This window comes from Agrobacterium sp. NPDC089420, assembly GCF_044900305.1.
Taxonomy (GTDB): domain Bacteria; phylum Pseudomonadota; class Alphaproteobacteria; order Rhizobiales; family Rhizobiaceae; genus Agrobacterium.
Genome location: NZ_JBJDMY010000007.1, coordinates 162,478 through 179,837 on the forward strand (window position 1 = coordinate 162,478; position 17,360 = coordinate 179,837).

14 protein-coding genes are annotated in these 17,360 nt (G+C 61.2%); 6 read left to right on the forward strand and 8 right to left on the reverse strand.

What is annotated here, in order from left to right; genetic code table 11:
* Nucleotides 1-104 precede the first annotated feature (104 nt).
* Nucleotides 105-1,574, reverse strand: coding sequence for a class II fumarate hydratase (fumC, locus tag ACI2KA_RS13420; protein WP_404502994.1), 1,470 nt, complete (start codon nt 1,572-1,574; stop codon nt 105-107).
* A gap of 425 nt (nt 1,575-1,999) precedes the next feature.
* Here fumC and ACI2KA_RS13425 point away from each other — a divergent pair, with 425 nt between their 5' ends.
* Complete coding sequence (locus ACI2KA_RS13425; RefSeq protein ID WP_404502996.1) at nt 2,000-3,856, forward strand: murein L,D-transpeptidase; 1,857 nt, start codon at nt 2,000-2,002, stop codon at nt 3,854-3,856.
* Between the two features lie 310 nt (nt 3,857-4,166).
* Here ACI2KA_RS13425 and ACI2KA_RS13430 read toward each other — a convergent pair whose 3' ends face one another.
* Nucleotides 4,167-4,868: an HAD family hydrolase gene (locus tag ACI2KA_RS13430; protein ID WP_404502766.1), complete on the reverse strand. Its 702-nt coding sequence runs from the start codon at nt 4,866-4,868 to the stop codon at nt 4,167-4,169.
* Nucleotides 4,869-5,057: 189 nt separating this feature from the next.
* On the opposite strand from ACI2KA_RS13430, the gene rpiA reads away from it, so the two are divergent.
* From rpiA to ACI2KA_RS13450, 4 genes are all read left to right on the forward strand, one after another.
* The gene (rpiA, locus tag ACI2KA_RS13435) at nt 5,058-5,753 is read left to right on the forward strand and encodes a ribose-5-phosphate isomerase RpiA (RefSeq protein ID WP_269825640.1); all 696 of its coding nucleotides are present in this window, start codon (nt 5,058-5,060) and stop codon (nt 5,751-5,753) included.
* Nucleotides 5,754-5,769: 16 nt separating this feature from the next.
* Complete coding sequence (locus ACI2KA_RS13440; protein ID WP_404502769.1) at nt 5,770-6,336, forward strand: DUF2059 domain-containing protein; 567 nt, start codon at nt 5,770-5,772, stop codon at nt 6,334-6,336.
* Nucleotides 6,337-6,481: 145 nt separating this feature from the next.
* Nucleotides 6,482-7,867: a glutathione-disulfide reductase gene (gor, locus tag ACI2KA_RS13445; protein WP_404502771.1), complete on the forward strand. Its 1,386-nt coding sequence runs from the start codon at nt 6,482-6,484 to the stop codon at nt 7,865-7,867.
* Nucleotides 7,868-8,118: 251 nt separating this feature from the next.
* Nucleotides 8,119-9,495: a class II 3-deoxy-7-phosphoheptulonate synthase gene (locus ACI2KA_RS13450; RefSeq protein ID WP_404502773.1), complete on the forward strand. Its 1,377-nt coding sequence runs from the start codon at nt 8,119-8,121 to the stop codon at nt 9,493-9,495.
* A gap of 69 nt (nt 9,496-9,564) precedes the next feature.
* Here the strand turns inward: ACI2KA_RS13450 and ACI2KA_RS13455 are convergent, their stop codons facing one another.
* The 6 genes from ACI2KA_RS13455 to ACI2KA_RS13480 form a co-directional block, all read right to left on the reverse strand.
* The gene (locus ACI2KA_RS13455) at nt 9,565-11,304 is read right to left on the reverse strand and encodes a TadG family pilus assembly protein (RefSeq protein ID WP_404502775.1); all 1,740 of its coding nucleotides are present in this window, start codon (nt 11,302-11,304) and stop codon (nt 9,565-9,567) included.
* Nucleotide 11,305: 1 nt separating this feature from the next.
* Nucleotides 11,306-11,728, reverse strand: coding sequence for a TadE/TadG family type IV pilus assembly protein (locus ACI2KA_RS13460; RefSeq protein ID WP_404502777.1), 423 nt, complete (start codon nt 11,726-11,728; stop codon nt 11,306-11,308).
* Between the two features lie 201 nt (nt 11,729-11,929).
* Nucleotides 11,930-12,766, reverse strand: coding sequence for a DNA repair protein RadC (gene radC / locus ACI2KA_RS13465; RefSeq protein WP_404502779.1), 837 nt, complete (start codon nt 12,764-12,766; stop codon nt 11,930-11,932).
* A 13-nt stretch (nt 12,767-12,779) separates the two neighbouring features.
* Entirely contained in the window at nt 12,780-13,619 is an 840-nt protein-coding gene (gene map, locus ACI2KA_RS13470) for a type I methionyl aminopeptidase (RefSeq protein ID WP_404502781.1), read from the reverse strand.
* A gap of 31 nt (nt 13,620-13,650) precedes the next feature.
* On the reverse strand, nt 13,651-14,370 hold the full coding sequence (gene sfsA / locus ACI2KA_RS13475; protein WP_404502783.1) for a DNA/RNA nuclease SfsA: 720 nt from the start codon (nt 14,368-14,370) through the stop codon (nt 13,651-13,653).
* A 221-nt stretch (nt 14,371-14,591) separates the two neighbouring features.
* Complete coding sequence (locus ACI2KA_RS13480; protein WP_404502785.1) at nt 14,592-16,451, reverse strand: PHA/PHB synthase family protein; 1,860 nt, start codon at nt 16,449-16,451, stop codon at nt 14,592-14,594.
* 91 nt (nt 16,452-16,542) lie between these two features.
* Here ACI2KA_RS13480 and ACI2KA_RS13485 point away from each other — a divergent pair, with 91 nt between their 5' ends.
* Nucleotides 16,543-17,022, forward strand: coding sequence for a hypothetical protein (locus tag ACI2KA_RS13485; protein WP_404502787.1), 480 nt, complete (start codon nt 16,543-16,545; stop codon nt 17,020-17,022).
* Nucleotides 17,023-17,360 lie beyond the last annotated feature (338 nt).

Here is a 17,360-nt window from a genome sequence, read left to right on the forward strand (position 1 = left end):
CCGGTCCGAGCCAGTCCTGTCACGGCCCCGCTGCGATGCGGCAATCGCACAAACAAAAACGGGCCAGAAGGCCCGTTTCGATGTCAACTGGATATGAGACCGGCTTATTTCGGGCCGATCATGTTTTCAGGGCGCACATATTGGTCGAATTCCTCGTTGGTGAGGTATCCGCCGCCGACGGCTTCGTCGCGCAGGGTCGTGCCGTTCTTGTGCGCGGTCTTGGCGATCTTGGCGCAGATGTCGTAGCCGAGCTTGCTGTTCAGCGCCGTCACCAGCATCAGCGAGTTTTCGACGCCCTTCTTGATATTGTCTTCGCGGGCCTCGATGCCGACGACGCAATTGTCGGTGAAGGAGACGGCAGCATCGCCCAGAAGCTGGACCGACTGCAGGAAGTTGTAGGCCATCATCGGGTTATAGACGTTGAGCTCGAAGTGGCCCTGCGAACCGGCAAAGGACAGTGCCGCATTGTTGCCGAAGATGTGGGCGCAGACCTGCGTCAGCGCTTCCGACTGGGTGGGGTTTACCTTGCCCGGCATGATCGACGAGCCGGGTTCGTTTTCCGGCAGCGACAATTCGCCGAGACCGGCGCGCGGGCCGGAGCCGAGGAAGCGGATGTCGTTGGCGATCTTGAAGAGCGCCGCCGCAGCCGCATTGATCGCGCCATGGGAAAAGACCATGGAATCGTGCGAGGCAAGCGCCTCGAACTTGTTCGGCGCGGTCACGAAAGGCAGGCCGGTGATCTTGGAGATTTCCTCGGCGACCTTTTCAGCGAAACCGACGGGAGCGTTGAGGCCCGTGCCGACGGCGGTGCCGCCCTGGGCGAGCTTGGAGAGCGCCGGCAGGGTGGTTTCGATATTGGCGATGGCGGACGCGACCTGCGCGGCGTAGCCGGAGAATTCCTGGCCGAGCGTCAGCGGCGTTGCGTCCTGGGTGTGGGTCCGGCCGATCTTGATGATCTTCTCGAACTGCTTGACCTTGGCTTCCAGCGCCTTGTGCAGGTGCTTGAGGCTCGGCAGCAGGTGATGAACGATCTCTTCCACGCAGGCAATGTGCATCGCCGTCGGGTAGGTGTCGTTCGAGGACTGGCTCATATTGACATGGTCGTTCGGGTGGACCGGCTTCTTGCTGCCCATTTCGCCGCCGAGCATCTCGATCGCGCGGTTGGAAATCACCTCGTTGGCGTTCATGTTGGACTGGGTGCCGGAGCCGGTCTGCCAGACGACGAGCGGGAAATGCTCGGTCAGCTTGCCGTCGATCACTTCCTGCGCGGCGGCAATGATGGCGTCGCCGATCTTCGGGTCGAGGCCGGCCAGCGCCATGTTGGCGCGGGCGGCCGCCTGCTTGACGATGCCGAGCGCACGAACGACAGAGGCGGGCTGTTTTTCCCAGCCGATCTTGAAGTTGCCGAGCGAGCGCTGCGCCTGCGCGCCCCAATAGCGATCGGCCTGAACGTCAATGGGTCCAAATGTATCGGTTTCCGTCCGTGTGGCTGTCATCAGTCCTGCCTTTTTACTCGTGTTCCTCCGCCAAAACGGCGCCTTCGCCCGCCTTGCGCGGCCGATATATAGAATCATCGCGCCGGCAAGGAAAGCCGCTGCAATGCGGCAGGGGCAGATATTTGCCGCCATGCGAAAGCGATTTTGGCGGAAGGGCAGGGCGGGGATGAAAAACCGGCCGGCGTGTCATTTTTACTACGTCGCGAAACGGCCGGAAAACCGGGCTTTCGGCGGCATGTCACCGGCGCGTCAGGCCACGGCAAAGTGAATGAAATAAATAGAAATTTAACCATTCTCGCCAATTCTGGAAATTACGTTTTTATGGCTTTGGCTGTATCATAAGGTTCATTTCGGCACGGTTATGGGCTTTTTCGCGTTTTCTTTTCAACGGGCCGTCTATCGGCTAGACAGGCATGAAACTGATGCCCGCCGTTTCGCTGGCGGTGCTGGGTGCTACGAGGATCAAATTGCAAGTCACATCTGGAAAAACATCGGCAGCGCTGGTGCTGGCTCTCGGTCTTTCCGTTTCCACCGCTCTTCCCGGCAGCGCCGGCGCGGTGACCCTGATGGACCTCCTGCGCGGCGGCCCGGGCAAGGTTGCGCGCGATCGCGGTGAATTGCCGCCGGCCGGCGTCGTCACCTCGCCGCCGAACGCACGGATGAGCGCCGATGCCTCCGATCCCGAGCCGCTGCCGCGCGTTTCCGGCCCGCGTTATTACGACTACAAAGCGGATGCCGCCCGCGTGGTGAACACGGCGAATTTCGGCGAGGGCCTTGCCAATCTGAAATTCAGCGCCACGCCCGAGATCGCCAAGGCGCTGGAGGCCTATTACGGCGCCGGCGGGAAGACGCTGTGGGTTTCCGGCGGCGAGCTGACCGAGCGCGCCAATGCCGTCATCGCCTTCTTCGAGACGGTTGGCGAAAGCGGCCTCGATCCGGCCGACTACAGCATTTCCGCGCCGGCAAAGGACGTGACAGCCAGCATCGGCAGCAATACGACGGGCACGACCGCGACCGGGACGCCGGTGGAAACGGCCTCGGCATCGACCTCCGACGTCTACCAGCGGGCACAGATGCAGTTCGAGCTGGCGCTGTCGGCCAAGGTTCTGGCCTATGTGCAGGATACCATCCGCGGCCGCGTCGATCCGAACCGGCTCTCCGGCTACCATGATTTCAAGCGCAAGACGGTGAACCTTGCGCCCGTGCTGAAGCTTGCGGGCCTGAGCCCCGATGTCGCCGCCTATCTGCGCAGCCGCGAACCCGATAGCGCCGAATATCAGACGCTGAAGGCGGAGCTTGCGCGCCTGCGCGGCGAGGGAGATGCGGCGCACACCGTCCGCGTTCCCGCCGATCTGGTGCTCAAACCCGGCAACAGCAGCGCCGATATGGCGAACGTCGTCAAGGCGATCGAACATCGCGCGTCGCCGGCCTTCAAGGCCGAGCATGCGGCGATCATTTCCGCCTACCAGCAGACGCCGGATTATACGCCTGATCTCGTCGATCTGGTGAAGGCGTTCCAGAGCGAGAACGGCCTGAAGCCCGACGGCGTGATCGGCCGCGCGACCGTGCGCGCCATGGTCGGCGAAAGCAACGATGCGAAGATCGCCAAGGTGCAGGTGGCGATGGAGCAGATCCGCTGGCTGCCGGCCGATCTCGGCCAGCGTTACGTCTTCATCAACCAGCCCGCCTTCATGGCCTATTACCATAATGACGGGGTGGAGCAGTTCGGCATGAAGGTGGTGGTCGGCTCCAAGGCCAACCAGACCTATTTCTTCCAGGATGAGATCCAGACGGTCGAGTTCAATCCCTACTGGGGCGTGCCGCAGTCGATCATCGTCAACGAGATGCTGCCGAAGCTGCGCCGCGATCCGTCCTATCTCGACCGGCTGGGTTACGAAGTGCAGGTTGGCGGCCGTGCCGTCTCCTCCACCAGCGTCAACTGGTACGGCTCCACCAATTCCATTTCCGTGCGCCAGCCGCCGAGCAGCGACAATGCGCTGGGCGACCTGAAGATCCTGTTCCCGAACGCACATGCGATCTACATGCATGACACGCCGGCCAAGAGCTTTTTCAACCGCGACATGCGGGCGCTGAGCCATGGCTGTATCCGCCTCGTCGATCCGCGCCGCATGGCGGCCGCGGTTCTCGGCACCAGCATCGAAAAGGTCAGCGAGCAGATCGCGTCCGGCAAGAACCGTGCCGTGCAGGTGCCGGTGAAAATCCCGGTCTATGTCGCCTATTTCACCGCCTGGCCGGACAAGGACGGCAAGGTGCAGTTCTTCGACGACGTCTATGATCGCGACAGCTATGTGCAGAAGGCCTTTGCCGTGACGACAAAGGCGCGGGCCGCGTCGATCTGATCAGAATAGCATCAAGAAAAAAAGCGCCGGAGACGGCGCTTTTTGTTTGAAGGAAAGGCCTCCCAATTTGTTTGGTGCTGGAGTCCGCCTGCTACATTTGGCGTCAACGGTAACACCGTACTCCGTCACCCTGGACTTGATCCGGGGTCCAGCGCGATCAAGTCCTTGATCGCAAAAGAGTCTTTTCACGGCGCAGACGCGCCGTGGCTGGATGCCGGATCTAGTCCGGCATGACGGATGAGAGGTTGTTCAGCTCTCATCGACGTCGGAATCGCCGTTCCCTGGCACTTTACTTGTCTGGTCCAGTCTCTCAGGCCGCCGCCGCACCCTTCGCAACGAGTTCTTCGAACAGCGCCGGCGTCAATTCGGTGAAACCGTCGATCACGACATCCGGCGCCAGTTCCGCCATCGGCACATCCGTATAACCGAAGGTGACGCCGATCGACGGTACGGCGGCGTTCCTTGCCGCGAGAATGTCGTTGATGCTGTCGCCGACCATGACCGAGCGCCTGATGTCGCCGCCGGCCTTTTCGATGGTGCCGAGAATATGGCGGGCGTCCGGCTTGCGGAAGGCGAAGGTGTCGCCGCAGGTAATGGCGGCGAAATAGCGTGTCAGACCGAGCTTTTCGAGCAGCGGCAGAGCGAGGATTTCGGTCTTGTTGGTGCAGACGGCGAGCGTGATGCCGGCGTCCGAGAGCGCATCCAGCGTGTTGACGATGCCGGGATAGGGGCGGCTTTCGCCGGGCATGTCGGCGCGGTAGTGGGTGATGAAGCGCTCATAGAGGGGCTCGATGTCGGCTTCCGGCAGTTCCGTCTCGCGAAGCGCGAAGGCGCGCTTGATCATGACCCGCGCGCCCTGGCCGACGAGGTGGGTCAGGTCGTCATAGCTGACGGGTGCAAGCCCGGCTGCGGCGATGGTGTGGTTGAGGCTCGACACCAGGTCGGCGGCGGTATCGACCAGCGTGCCGTCGAGATCGAAAATGGCGAGCGGGGAGAGCGGGCGGGATGTCACGGAAACGGCCTCTTGGAGAATGCGGGTGCTGAGATATTCATGCTTTCATTCGCACCAAGCCTAGGCAAAGCCACCTGTCTTTGCAACCGCACCACAACGTTCTGTTCGTTGCCTTGAAAAAGGCTTTCGTTTGGCTTTCGACCCGTGTAAACAGCACGGCGACGACAAAGCTACCGGAGTTTCAGGCGCATGGATGCCCGCCAGATGAAGATCAAGGCCGCCGAGGCCGCATTGTCCCATGTGCAGGACGGGATGCGGCTTGGTATCGGCACGGGTTCGACGGCGGAGGAATTCGTCAGGCTGCTGGCCGAGAAGGTCGCCGCCGGCCTGAAGGTCGAGGGCGTGCCGACATCCGAGCGTACCGCGCGTCTGTGCGTCGAACTTGGCGTGCCGCTGAAATCCCTCGATGAATTGCCGGAGCTGGATCTGACCATCGACGGCGCCGACGAGGTCGATCATGCGCTGCGTCTCGTCAAGGGCGGCGGCGGCGCGCTGCTGCGCGAAAAGATCGTGGCGGCGGCATCCGCCCGCATGATCGTCATCGCCGACCAGAGCAAGGTGGTGGAGACGCTGGGCGCGTTTCCGCTTCCGATCGAAATCAATCCGTTCGGCCAGGTGGCGACGCGCATCGCCATTGAAAAACTGGCGTCGCGGTCCGGGCTTTCCGGTACGCTCACGCTGCGTTCTTCCGGCGACGGCGCCTTCATGACGGATGGCGGGCACCTGATCCTCGACGCATCTTTTGGCCGTATTCCTGATGCAGAAGCGCTAGCACGCGAGCTGAACACGATTCCCGGTGTCGTCGAGCACGGACTTTTCATAAATTTGGCATCGCTTGCCATTATCGCGGGTCCTGAAGGCGCCCGCGTGATGCAGGCAGTATAACAGGAGCGAGATTTTCATGGGCAAATTAGCGGGACTGGGCAAAGCTGCCGCTGCTTCGATCCTCATTTCCGGCATCGTGTTCGGTACTGCCGCACGCGCTCAGGAAATTTCCGAAGCGCATATCGCTGCCGCACGGCAGGCGATCACCTCCCTTGGCGTTACCGACCGTTTCGACGACATTCTGCCGGGTCTGGCCGAACGGCTGAAGGCCGAACTCATCCAGGCCTCGCCGAACGTTCAGGATGCCATTACCGAGACCGTCGACGCCAAGGCGCTCGAGCTTGCGCCGCGCCGCGCCGATCTGGAGCGCGAGGCAGCACTCACCTATGCGCGCGCCTTCACCGTCGAAGAGCTGAACGCCATTTCCACCTTCTACAGCAGCGAAGCCGGCAAGAAGCTTCTGAAGGACGGCCCGATCGCCACGCGCGAACTGATGAAGGCCGCCGACATCTGGGCCGCCGGCATCAACCGCGACCTCAACGCTTCCAGCATGTCGGAACTGCAGAAGGTTGCCGGCGCCGATCTGAAGCCGCTTCCGGCCGATCAGAACGCCACGGGCGGCGCTCCGGCTCCCAAGCCGTAAGCCGACCCATAAAGGTTCAGAAATATTCAAAGCCCGGCCGCAAGACCGGGCTTTTCATTTGTGCGTCGCAGCACCTATATGTGGCGTGAATGCACCGCCGCCGGTCTTGAGGCCTGTATGGCGGTTTTGATCAGGGGTTTTGACTATGACAGCTTATGACTACGATCTCTTCGTCATCGGTGGCGGTTCCGGCGGCGTGCGCAGCGGCCGCGTGGCGGCCTCGCTTGGCAAGCGTGTGGGGATTGCGGAAGAATATCGCTATGGCGGCACCTGCGTCATCCGCGGCTGCGTGCCGAAGAAGCTGTTTGTTTATGCCTCGCAATTTCCCGAGCATTTCGAGGATTCGGAAGGCTTCGGCTGGAGCGTCGGGGAGCGCAGCTTCGACTGGAAAAAGCTGATCGCGGCGAAGGACAAGGAAATCACCCGGCTCGAAGGGCTTTACCGCAAGGGGCTGGAGAACGCCAAGGCCGATATTTTCGACAGCCGCGCGGAGCTGGTGGATGCCCATACCGTGAGGCTGACGAAAACCGGCGAGACCTTCACCGCCGAGCGCATCGTGATTGCCGTCGGCGGCACGCCGAACGAGCACAGGTCGTTGCCCGGTCATGAGCTGACGATCTCGTCCAACGAGGCCTTCAACCTGGAAGAACTGCCGAAATCTATCCTGATTGCCGGCGGCGGTTACATTGCCGTGGAATTCGCCAATATATTCCATGGGCTCGGCGTCGAAACGACGCTGATCTATCGCGGCAAGGAAATCCTGTCGCGGTTCGATCAGGACATGAGCAAGGGCCTGCATGAAGCGATGGAGGCCAAGGGCATCAAGATCCTGCTCAGCGATGTCATCGAAGAAGTGACGAAGGGCGAGGGCACGTTGCAGGCCCGCACGAAGAGCCACGGTACGCTTGCCGTCGAAACCGTGATGCTGGCGCTCGGCCGCGATCCGAACACCAGGGGTCTTGGCCTCGAAAATGCCGGCGTGAAGGTGGATGGGCGCGGCGCTGTCATCGTCGACGATTATTCGCGCACGAATGTGCCGAGCATCTTCGCGCTGGGCGACGTCACCGACCGGGTACAGCTGACGCCGGTGGCGATCCACGAGGCCATGTGCTTCATCGAGACCGAATACAAGAACAACCCGACCAAGCCGGATCACGAGCTGATCGCGACGGCGGTGTTCTCGCAGCCGGAGATCGGCACCGTCGGTCTTTCGGAAGAGGAAGCGGGCAGGAAATATCCGGAACTCGAAGTCTATCGCGCCCAGTTCCGGCCGATGAAGGCGACGCTGTCTGGCCGCCAGGAAAAGACGATCATGAAGCTGATCGTCAATGCCGCCGACCGCAGGGTCGTCGGCGTCCATATTCTCGGCCACGAGGCGGGCGAGATGGCGCAGCTTCTCGGCATCACGCTGAAGGCCGGCTGCACCAAGGACGATTTCGACCGCACCATGGCGGTTCATCCGACGGCCGCCGAAGAGCTGGTGACGATGTATTCGCCGAGCTACCGCGTGGTGAAGGGCGAACGGGTGTAGCGCTGATGTCAGCGTGATATGATCCTTGTCCGAATTTGCCCGCCGCCCTTCGAAAACCAGTGTTTTTCAAAGCGCGGCGGGTTGGTTAAATCGTTTGAATTGACTTTTGTGCATCTGGAGCGCCCAAAACGGCCAGAATGAGCCGGATGGAACGGGGATCGGCTATGCAAAGCCGATGCTTGAGGCTATAAGCCGCTCAATTTTTCGAGGCGGCCGCGCGGCAGTCACGCGGGCGAGAAAAGGGTAAGAACATGGCACAGAATTGGACCCCCGGCAGCTGGCGGCAGAAACCGATCCAGCAGGTTCCCGAATATCCGGACGCGGCAGCGCTTGCGGCAACGGAAGCCACGCTTGCGACCTATCCGCCGCTGGTCTTTGCCGGTGAGGCCCGCCGCCTGAAAAAACAGCTCGCCAATGTGGCGGAAGGCAACGCCTTCCTGCTGCAGGGCGGCGATTGCGCCGAAAGCTTTGCCGAACATGGCGCGGACAATATCCGCGACTTCTTCCGTGCCTTCCTGCAGATGGCCGTCGTCCTGACCTACGGCGCGCAGCTGCCCGTCGTGAAGGTGGGTCGCATTGCCGGCCAGTTCGCCAAGCCGCGCTCTTCCAACGTGGAAGTGCTGGATGGCGTGACATTGCCGTCCTACCGCGGCGACATCATCAACGGCATCGAATTCAACGAAGGTTCGCGCGTGCCGAGCCCGGAGCGCCAGCTCGACGCCTACCGCCAGTCGGCCGCGACGCTGAACCTCTTGCGCGCTTTCGCGATGGGTGGTTACGCCAACCTTGAAAACGTTCACCAGTGGATGCTCGGTTTCATCAAGGACAGCCCGCAGGCGGACCGTTACCGCAAGCTGGCCGACCGGATTTCCGAAACCATGGATTTCATGAAGGCGATCGGCATTACGGCGGAGAGCAATCCCAGCCTGCGCGAAACCGATTTCTTCACCAGCCATGAGGCGCTGCTGCTCGGTTACGAAGAGGCGCTCACGCGCGTCGATTCCACCTCCGGCGACTGGTACGCCACGTCCGGCCACATGATCTGGATCGGCGACCGCACGCGCCAGCTCGACCATGCGCATGTGGAATATTTCCGTGGCATCAAGAACCCGATCGGCCTGAAATGCGGTCCGTCGCTGACGCCCGATAATCTGATCGAGCTGATCGATGCGCTGAACCCCACGAACGAGGCCGGCCGCCTGACCCTGATCTGCCGTTTCGGCCATGACAAGGTTGCCGACAGCCTGCCGAAGCTCATTCGCGCGGTGGAGAAGGAAGGCCGCAAGGTCGTCTGGTCCTGCGATCCCATGCATGGCAACACGATCACGCTCAACCACTACAAGACGCGTCCGTTCGAGCGCATCCTGTCGGAAGTGGAAAGCTTCTTCCAGATTCACCGTGCCGAAGGCACGCATCCGGGCGGCATCCATATCGAGATGACCGGCAAGGACGTGACGGAATGCACGGGCGGCGCGCGCGCCGTGACGGCGGATTCGCTGTCCGACCGTTACCATACCCATTGCGATCCGCGTCTCAACGCCGATCAGGCGCTGGAACTGGCCTTCCTGCTGTCCGAACGCATGAAGAGCGGCCGTGACGAGAAGCGTCTGGCGATTGCCAACGCCTGATACAAAAAGCGATCACATGAAAAGCCGCCGGGATATTTCCCGGCGGCTTTTTTGTGCGTGAAGATGGAATTACTGCACCAGCGCCGGCTGCTGGCAGCGGACGTCCGTGACCCGCACATCGGCTTCGCCGATCTTGACGCCGAGAACCAGAAGCACGTTGTAGAGCAGCTGATCGACGGGCGCCGTGACAACTGCAAGCGTGTTGGCCAGCGCCGACTGTATGCCCGCCAGACCTCCCAGATCGAGGTTGAGGAACAGCAGCCTGATATCCAGATTGAGGTTCTTCAGCAGCGAGCTGACAAGGGTGGTCACGGTGTCCTTGGTGGAGACGCTCTTGATCTTGCCCTGTGTAATATCCGACTGCGTGAAGGTCAGTTTGGTCTTTGTCATGTTGGTGGCGTTGATGAGGGCGCTGCCATTGATGGCAAGCAGCGCCGAATCCACGATTGCCGCCTTGGTGACGCGCGGGTCCTTGCCGAAATTGGCGAAGGCCGAGGTATCGACATTGCCGAGGGCGATTTCCGCAACACCCGGCACAACCTCCACATCCACCGTGCCCTGTCCGCCGCCGGTGCAGCGAATATCGGCAAGCCGCGCTTCGGCATGGGCGACTTCCACATAAAGCGGAAGATTGACCTTGAGGCCGGCAATGGCCTGAAGACCGTCGACCACGACATTCAGCGCCAGCCGGGTCTGCGCGGTACGGACGATGGTTCCCTGTCCGCCGACCGCGAGCGAGGGGGTTTCGACCGGCGGCTCGCCGATGGCAAGCGTTGCCTTGACCGAAGCAAGGCCCAGAAGATTGGCATTGAGATTGAGCCCGAGTTGACTTCCGCCATTACCGGCGATGGCGGCGGCGTTGATGAGATCGAACACGCTGGCATTGACCTTGAGGTTTTCGCCACTGCCAATCAGCTTGTCCGACAGAGGCCCCAGATTGAGGATTTCCTCCAGCTTGATCTTGATGTTGCTTTTATTGGCGACCTTCTGCAGCGTGCCGAGAATTGTCGCGACGGCAGGCTGCACGCCGGTGGTTTTCGTCAGCACGTCCAGGAATTTGCCATAGGTGATTTCCGTCTGGAGAACATCCTTATAGGTGCCGGCCGTGAGCTTGAGATCGATCGCCAGGGCGTCGACGACATGCAACGCGTTGACGTCGGCAGCGATGAGCGCCTTGTAATCCATGAGTTTCAGCGAGACGGTGGTGCCGAGCAGGCCGCCGAGCAGACTGTTGATGATCCCCTCATCGAGGCTGGCGAGCCGCGATCCTACCGAAAATGCCGCAATCCTCTGGGACGAGGCGGTTCCGACGGCGGAGACCTTGGGGGGCTTGGTAAAGGCGGAGGCGAAGAATATCTCGCCCTTTTCGACGATATTCACTTTCACCGCATTGGTGGGCAGGGCGTTTTCGACGAAGCGTTGCCCGACGGGAACGGTGGCGTCCGGCTCATAGTGGCCCTTGATGACTTCGGCGTAACCGTTGCTGCTGGCAAATTCGTTCAAGGGATCGAAGGGTTGCAGACCCTTCTCGGTCAGGAGACCCTGCGCCGTCTTGACGCCGAGGTTCATGCCGTTGAGGGCGAAATATTGCTGCACGGCCTTTTCCGGGTCGGCGGCGCTGGCGGCCGCCGAAATGGCCGCGAGATCGGCGGTCTGCTGCAATTGCCGTTTCTGCAGCGTCAGATAACCGTAGTCGACGCCGAGCGCCAGAATGCCGATGAAAAGCGGCGCGGTCAGTCCGGCCGAGATGGCGATGTTGCCGCCGCGGTCCTTCAGGAAGCCGGGAAGCAGGGAATGGATGGTCCGCATGTCATGCTCCTCCGATCCGGATGGTGGAAAAACGCCGGATGACCGGCTCGGGCAGGGTGTAGCTGTAGAGGCTCCAGATCGGCAGATCGCGGGCGTCATATTCGACCTTGACCGTGAACTGGTTGGCATTGGCCGGATCGGTAGCGACATCGACGGTGAAACGCTTCTTGTCCATGAAGGCGTAACCGAGATTGCTTCTGGCGATGAAATCCCGGGCAAGCTGCTGACGCTCGGTCGTATTGAGGCCGGCAACCGCCGTCCTTGCCGCATCGGCGGCGACCTGCTGCACCGAATAGGCCGCCATCAGGTAGATGCCGTAGGCGATCATGGTCAGCAGGACGAGAAAGAAGATAGGCGCGACGATGGCGAATTCGACGGCTGACGAGCCGGATCGGTCGCGAAATAAACGTACTCCATTACGCATAAAGCACCCCCGTTCCTAAGGCATCAAGGTTCGATGCCTTGATTTATTATTTTCGGAAATGCTAATTTATAGGTGTTAATTTTGTATTGATGTCGCTCTTATGGGTTGCAGGCGGGAATGGATCTTCGCGTCACCGCAAGGGCGCTTCCGCCCTTCGTGAATAGCGAGCTCTATCTATCTCTTTGTATTTTTTTATAAATTTCAGATCAGCCGCAGGCCCTTGAAACTGGCGTGGCCATCCTTGCCGATGATGATATGGTCGTGGACGGTGATGCCGAGCGGCTTGGCCGTATCGATGATGGTCTTGGTCATCTCGATATCCGCACGCGAAGGAGTGGGGTCTCCACTCGGATGGTTGTGAATTAAAATCAGGGCGGTGGACGATAATTCAAGCGCGCGGCGCACGATTTCGCGCGGATAGACCGGCGTGTGGTCCACGGTTCCCTGGCCCTGCACCTCGTCGGCGATCAGGACGTTGCGCTTGTCGAGGAACAGGATGCGGAACTGCTCGCGCGTTTCGTGGGCCATGGCGGCATGGCAATAATCGATGACCGATGACCAGGAACTCAGGACCTGCTTGTTGCGGATTTCGCTTTTCAGCATGCGCTGGGAAACGGAGGCGACGAGTTTCAGATCGAGTGCCACGGCCTCGCCCACGCCCTTCACCTCCTGCAATAGCGGCAAGGGCGCGCCGAGCACACCGCCAAGCGTTCCGAAACGGGCGATGAGCGCTTTGGCGATGGGTTTGGTATCGCGTCTCGGAATCAGCCGGAACAGCACGAGCTCCAGCAATTCATAATCGGCAAGGGCTGCGTCGCCGCCATCGCGGTAACGTGCCCGCAGCCGGTCCCGGTGGCCGTGGTAGTGAACGGCATCCGCCTCCTGGTCCGCAACGGCCCGTTCGGCTTTCTTCGGGGTGTTTCGCGGTTCGGCAAAAAAGCCGCGCTCATCCGCCGCGTCGAAAAGGTCGCCTTCGCCCGCCTGAAAGCCGGGGGGTGTGGAAAGATCGGCGGGAGGCGGGGCGGGGCGTTTTGCCATAGGCGGTCTGGCCTTATGCGGGGGGAAGCGGCGGCAGGCCCGGACGGTCGAAGCCGCCCGGCGACAGCGTGAAGATTTCGCAGCCGGTGGCCGTGACGCCGACGGCATGTTCATATTGGGCGGAGAGGGAGCGGTCGCGCGTCACCGCCGTCCAGCCGTCGGAGAGCACCTTCACATGCGGCTTGCCGAGGTTGATCATCGGTTCGATGGTGAAGATCATGCCCTCGCGGATTTCCGGTCCTTCCTCGGGGCGGCCGTAGTGCAGGATGTTCGGCGTGTCGTGGAACAGGCGTCCGACGCCGTGGCCGCAGAAATCGCGCACGACGGAGCAGCGTTCGGCCTCCGCATAGGCCTGGATCGCCGCGCCGATCGCACCCGTGCGCACGCCGGGTTTTACCGCCGCGATGCCGCGCAGCAGGCATTCATAGGTCACTTCCATCAGCCGCTCGGCGGCGCGCTTGATCTGGCCGACCGGATACATGCGGCTCGAATCGCCATGCCAGCCATCCAGCACATAGGTCACGTCGATATTGACGATATCGCCCTCGCGCAGCGGTTTTTCATCCGGGATGCCGTGGCAGACCACGTGGTTGATCGAGGTGCAGACGGATTTGGTATAACCGCGATAATTCAGCGTCGCCGGCAGCGCGCCATGGTCGGCGCCGAATTCGAAGACGAAACGGTCGATGGCGTCGGTCGTCACGCCCGGCCTGACGATGGCCGCCAGCTCATCGAGGCAACGCGCCGTCAGCTGGCACGCCTTGCGCATGCCGTCAAAGTCCTCGAGCGTATAAAGGCGGATGACGCCGGTATTCTTGAGGGGGGCGGAGGCTGCGTCGATATAGGTGACCATCTGAGTGCTTTCTGTCTCTTTACGTCCCTGTTCATAAAACAGCGGGACGCCATTCGTCCATCTTAACCGTTCCACTGACCGAAATTTGTGAGGGCGAGACCGTGCATTTCACCGCATAGGCCTCCACGCCGCGCGCCATCGCCCGCTGAAACGCCAGCGCATAGACGGGGTCGAGATCATCGCAGATGCGCATCCGCGCGCAATCGTCGCGCTGGATGAGATAGAGCATCACTGAGCGGTAACCTGCTTGCGCAGCGTCACCCAGTTCCTCCAGATGTTTGGCGCCGCGTTTGGTGGCGGTATCAGGAAATTCGGCCAGCCCCTTCTCGCGCATGAAATGCACGTTCTTGACCTCCACATAGGCATCCGGCCGGCCGGGTTGCGACAGCAGGAAATCGATGCGGGAATTGCGGCCGTATTTCTGTTCGCGCCGGATCGTCGAATAACCGCCGAGCTCCGGGATGCGGCCGGTGAGGATGGCCTCTTCCGCCAGCCGGTTCGGCATGCCGGTATTGATGCCGACGACGGTGCCATCGGCCTCGACCATTTCCAGCATATGGCGATATTTGCGGGTCGGACTGTCATGTTCGGACAGCCAGATGCGCGAACCCGGCGTCGTCAGCCCGCGCATGGAGCCGGTATTGGGGCAGGAGCCGGTGATCGCGGTTCCGTCTTCCAGCACGGCATCGAAGAGGAAACGTTTGTAGCGGGAAATAAGCGTGGCGGGAATGAGCGGGGGTGTGAAGAACATGGGGCCTTGACGGTAAGCGTGTGTTTTGCGGGATCTGTCTTACACCCTCATCCCTGTGCTTGTCACAGGGATCCAGCCAGCCAAGTCCTTGGGCTGAACGGCCTCTGTCGCGGCGCAGACGCGCATCGGCCGGATTCCTGTGAAGAGCACAGGAATGAGGGTGGAGGGATCGCTGGTGGAAGACGTCTTTCTATCCTGTACTGGTCATTTTCACGGACGTTCTATGACAGCACATACGTCCCCGGCGCGTCGCCGAGCACGGGGCGCTTGCCGTCTTCGGGTTTGCGCGCCTTGACCTTTTCGGCATTCTGGCTTTCGATCCAGTTCTGCCAGTGCACCCACCAGGAACCTTTGTGGGCGGTGGCGGCAGCCTGCCAGGCCTCGAAGTCTCCGGCGGGTGACGGCCCGGTCCAATATTGGTATTTCTCAAGCTGCGGCGGGTTGACGACGCCGGCGATGTGGCCGGACGCGCCGAGCACGAATTCCACCGGCCCGCCGAACAGCGCAGCACCGGTGAAGACCGATTTCGCAGGCGCGATATGGTCGTCGCGTGTGGCGAGATCATAGACGGGTATGGTGATATCGCCGAGATTGATCCGCTTGCCGGCAATGCGCATCAGCCCGCGGGCGAGATTGTTCTCGAGGTAACAATTGCGCAGATAGAAGGAGTGGCTGGCGGCCGTCACCCGGGTCGAATCGGAATTCCAGTAGAGCAGATCGAAGGGCAGGGGCTCGGCGCCGCGCAGGTAATTATCGACCATGTAGGGCCAGATGAGATCGGAGGCGCGCAACATGTTGAAGACGGTGGCCATGATCGAACCGTCGAGATAACCGACCGCCTGCATGTGCTTGTCGAGTGCGGCAAGCTGGCCTTCGTCGATGAAGACCTTGAGATCGCCGGCATGGATGAAATCGGTCTGGGCGGCAAGCAGCGTGGCGCTGCGGATACGCTCATCGCCCTGCTGCGCATGCAGCGCCAGCGCCGAGGACAGGAGCGTGCCGCCGACGCAATAACCGATCGCGTTGATTTGCCTCTCGCCGGTGCGCTCCTCGATGGTGTCGAGGGCGAAATCGATGCCATCGCGGATGTAATCGTCCCAGCCCTTGTCGGCGAGGCCTGCATCCGGGTTGATCCACGAGACCATGAAGACGCTGTGGCCCTGCTCGAGGCACCATCCGACGAAGGATTTCTGCGGGTTGAGATCGAGAATGTAGAATTTGTTGATCCAGGGCGGCACGATCAGCAGTGGCCGTTTGAAGGCCTTTTTCGTCGTCGGCGCATAATGGATGATTTCGCAGAGCGGGCTTTTCGCCACCACCTTGCCGGGGGTGACGGCGATATTCTGGCCGATGACGAATTTGCTGTAGTCGGTCTGGCGCAGTTTCAGATGGCCATTGCCGGCCGCGACATCCTCTGCCAGCTGCGCCATGCCCTTGACGAGATTGGCGCCGCTGGAGGCGACCGTCTCGCGGAAGACCTGCGGATTGGTGAAGACGAAATTGGCCGGCGAAAGCGCCTCCGTCACCTGGCGCATGTAAAATAGCGCCTTGGTGCGGGTATGTTCGTCCAGCCCCTCTGCCTCCGTCACCATCCGGTCGGCGAAGCCAACGGTGGTCTGGTAGGCTTTCAGAAGGAAATCGAAGAACGGATTGGCCTGCCAGTCGGCATCGGCAAAACGCCGGTTGCGCCGTTCCGCAGGTCCGCTTTCGGTGGGTTTCTGCGGGGCCGAATCGGCATCGCCGGAAAACTGCGCCACCGATTTTGCCCACAGATCGTAATAGCTGGAAAGCAGATGGGTCTGCGCCTCCAGCGACCGTTTCGGCTCGGCCATCCAATATTCGGCGACGTCGGACAGCGTCTTGACGAGGTCGGTCAGCGGATCGGCGCTGGTCTTCGGGATTTCACCGCGTTCGCGCGGCGCCAGCCATTCGGATGCGGCCTTGCCGAGATTTTCGAGCGCACGGGCGAGGTTGATCGCGAAGGTTTCGGGGTCGCGGATCAGGTAGGCCTCGGCGGAGCTGGCGTCGAAGCCGGGGGTTTTGCCACCCTTTTTCTCAGCGCCGCCGTCAACACCTGCCATGCATCATCCTCCACCAAATTTGTATTTGCACATTCTGCATGAAAACGAATACAAGTTCCACCAGCAAGGGGAGGCCGCAAAAGGCCGAACCATGGTCGAATTCGATATCGGCAGATATCCTTACAGGCGGAACAGGACGATGGGCAAGCACATGGGCATATGGGGCACATGGGGAACATATGCGGAAAACGCCGCGAAAATCGCTGTTCTCTCGCTCTGCGGCACCGTGTTTGTCACCACGCTCGCCGCCTGCAAGGCTCCCGAACCGATCGTGGCACCTGCCCATATGCGCCGCCCGACAGCCGAAATCGTCGGTCCGCGCCCCGTCAGCGACAATGCGGTGAGCCAGAAGCGCGACACCGGCACCTATCCGACCTTTTCCGCCCCCATGACGGCCGCCGGAACGCAGATGGGTGACGATGAGGCCTCCAAAATGGAATCGAGCCTTTCCCGCCTCGGCGCAGCCCGCCGCAACGGCCAGATTTCGGAAGCCGAATACAAGCGCCGGGTGGCAGAGTTGCGGGCGCTTGCCGAAAACCAGAAGCCTGTTGCGACGCCTGCTTCGCAATAAGGGCTCAATCCGGTTGATGCGGCGATTGTCGGTGCGCCAGCCCTGGCGCTGCACGTCTATCGCTAAAGCGGCCGCCTGCTTTGCCGTCTTCCCGCTGTTTGGCATGTCTCGCCCGCCATGCGCATGCATGCCGGCCTGACGGATGTTCCTCGACAGGCTGTTCTTACCGGAGAATGGCCAAGGACGTCATAACCCCTTCTTTACCCTGCCTTTGAACCATCTGCTTACCGAAGATGTTAAGCGGATGGATGCGGTTTTCCGCTTATGTTGCAGCCATAACAAACAGGCCGCTGAAAAGGCGGCATACAGGGTGAAATATCATGAGATGCATTGCCGCT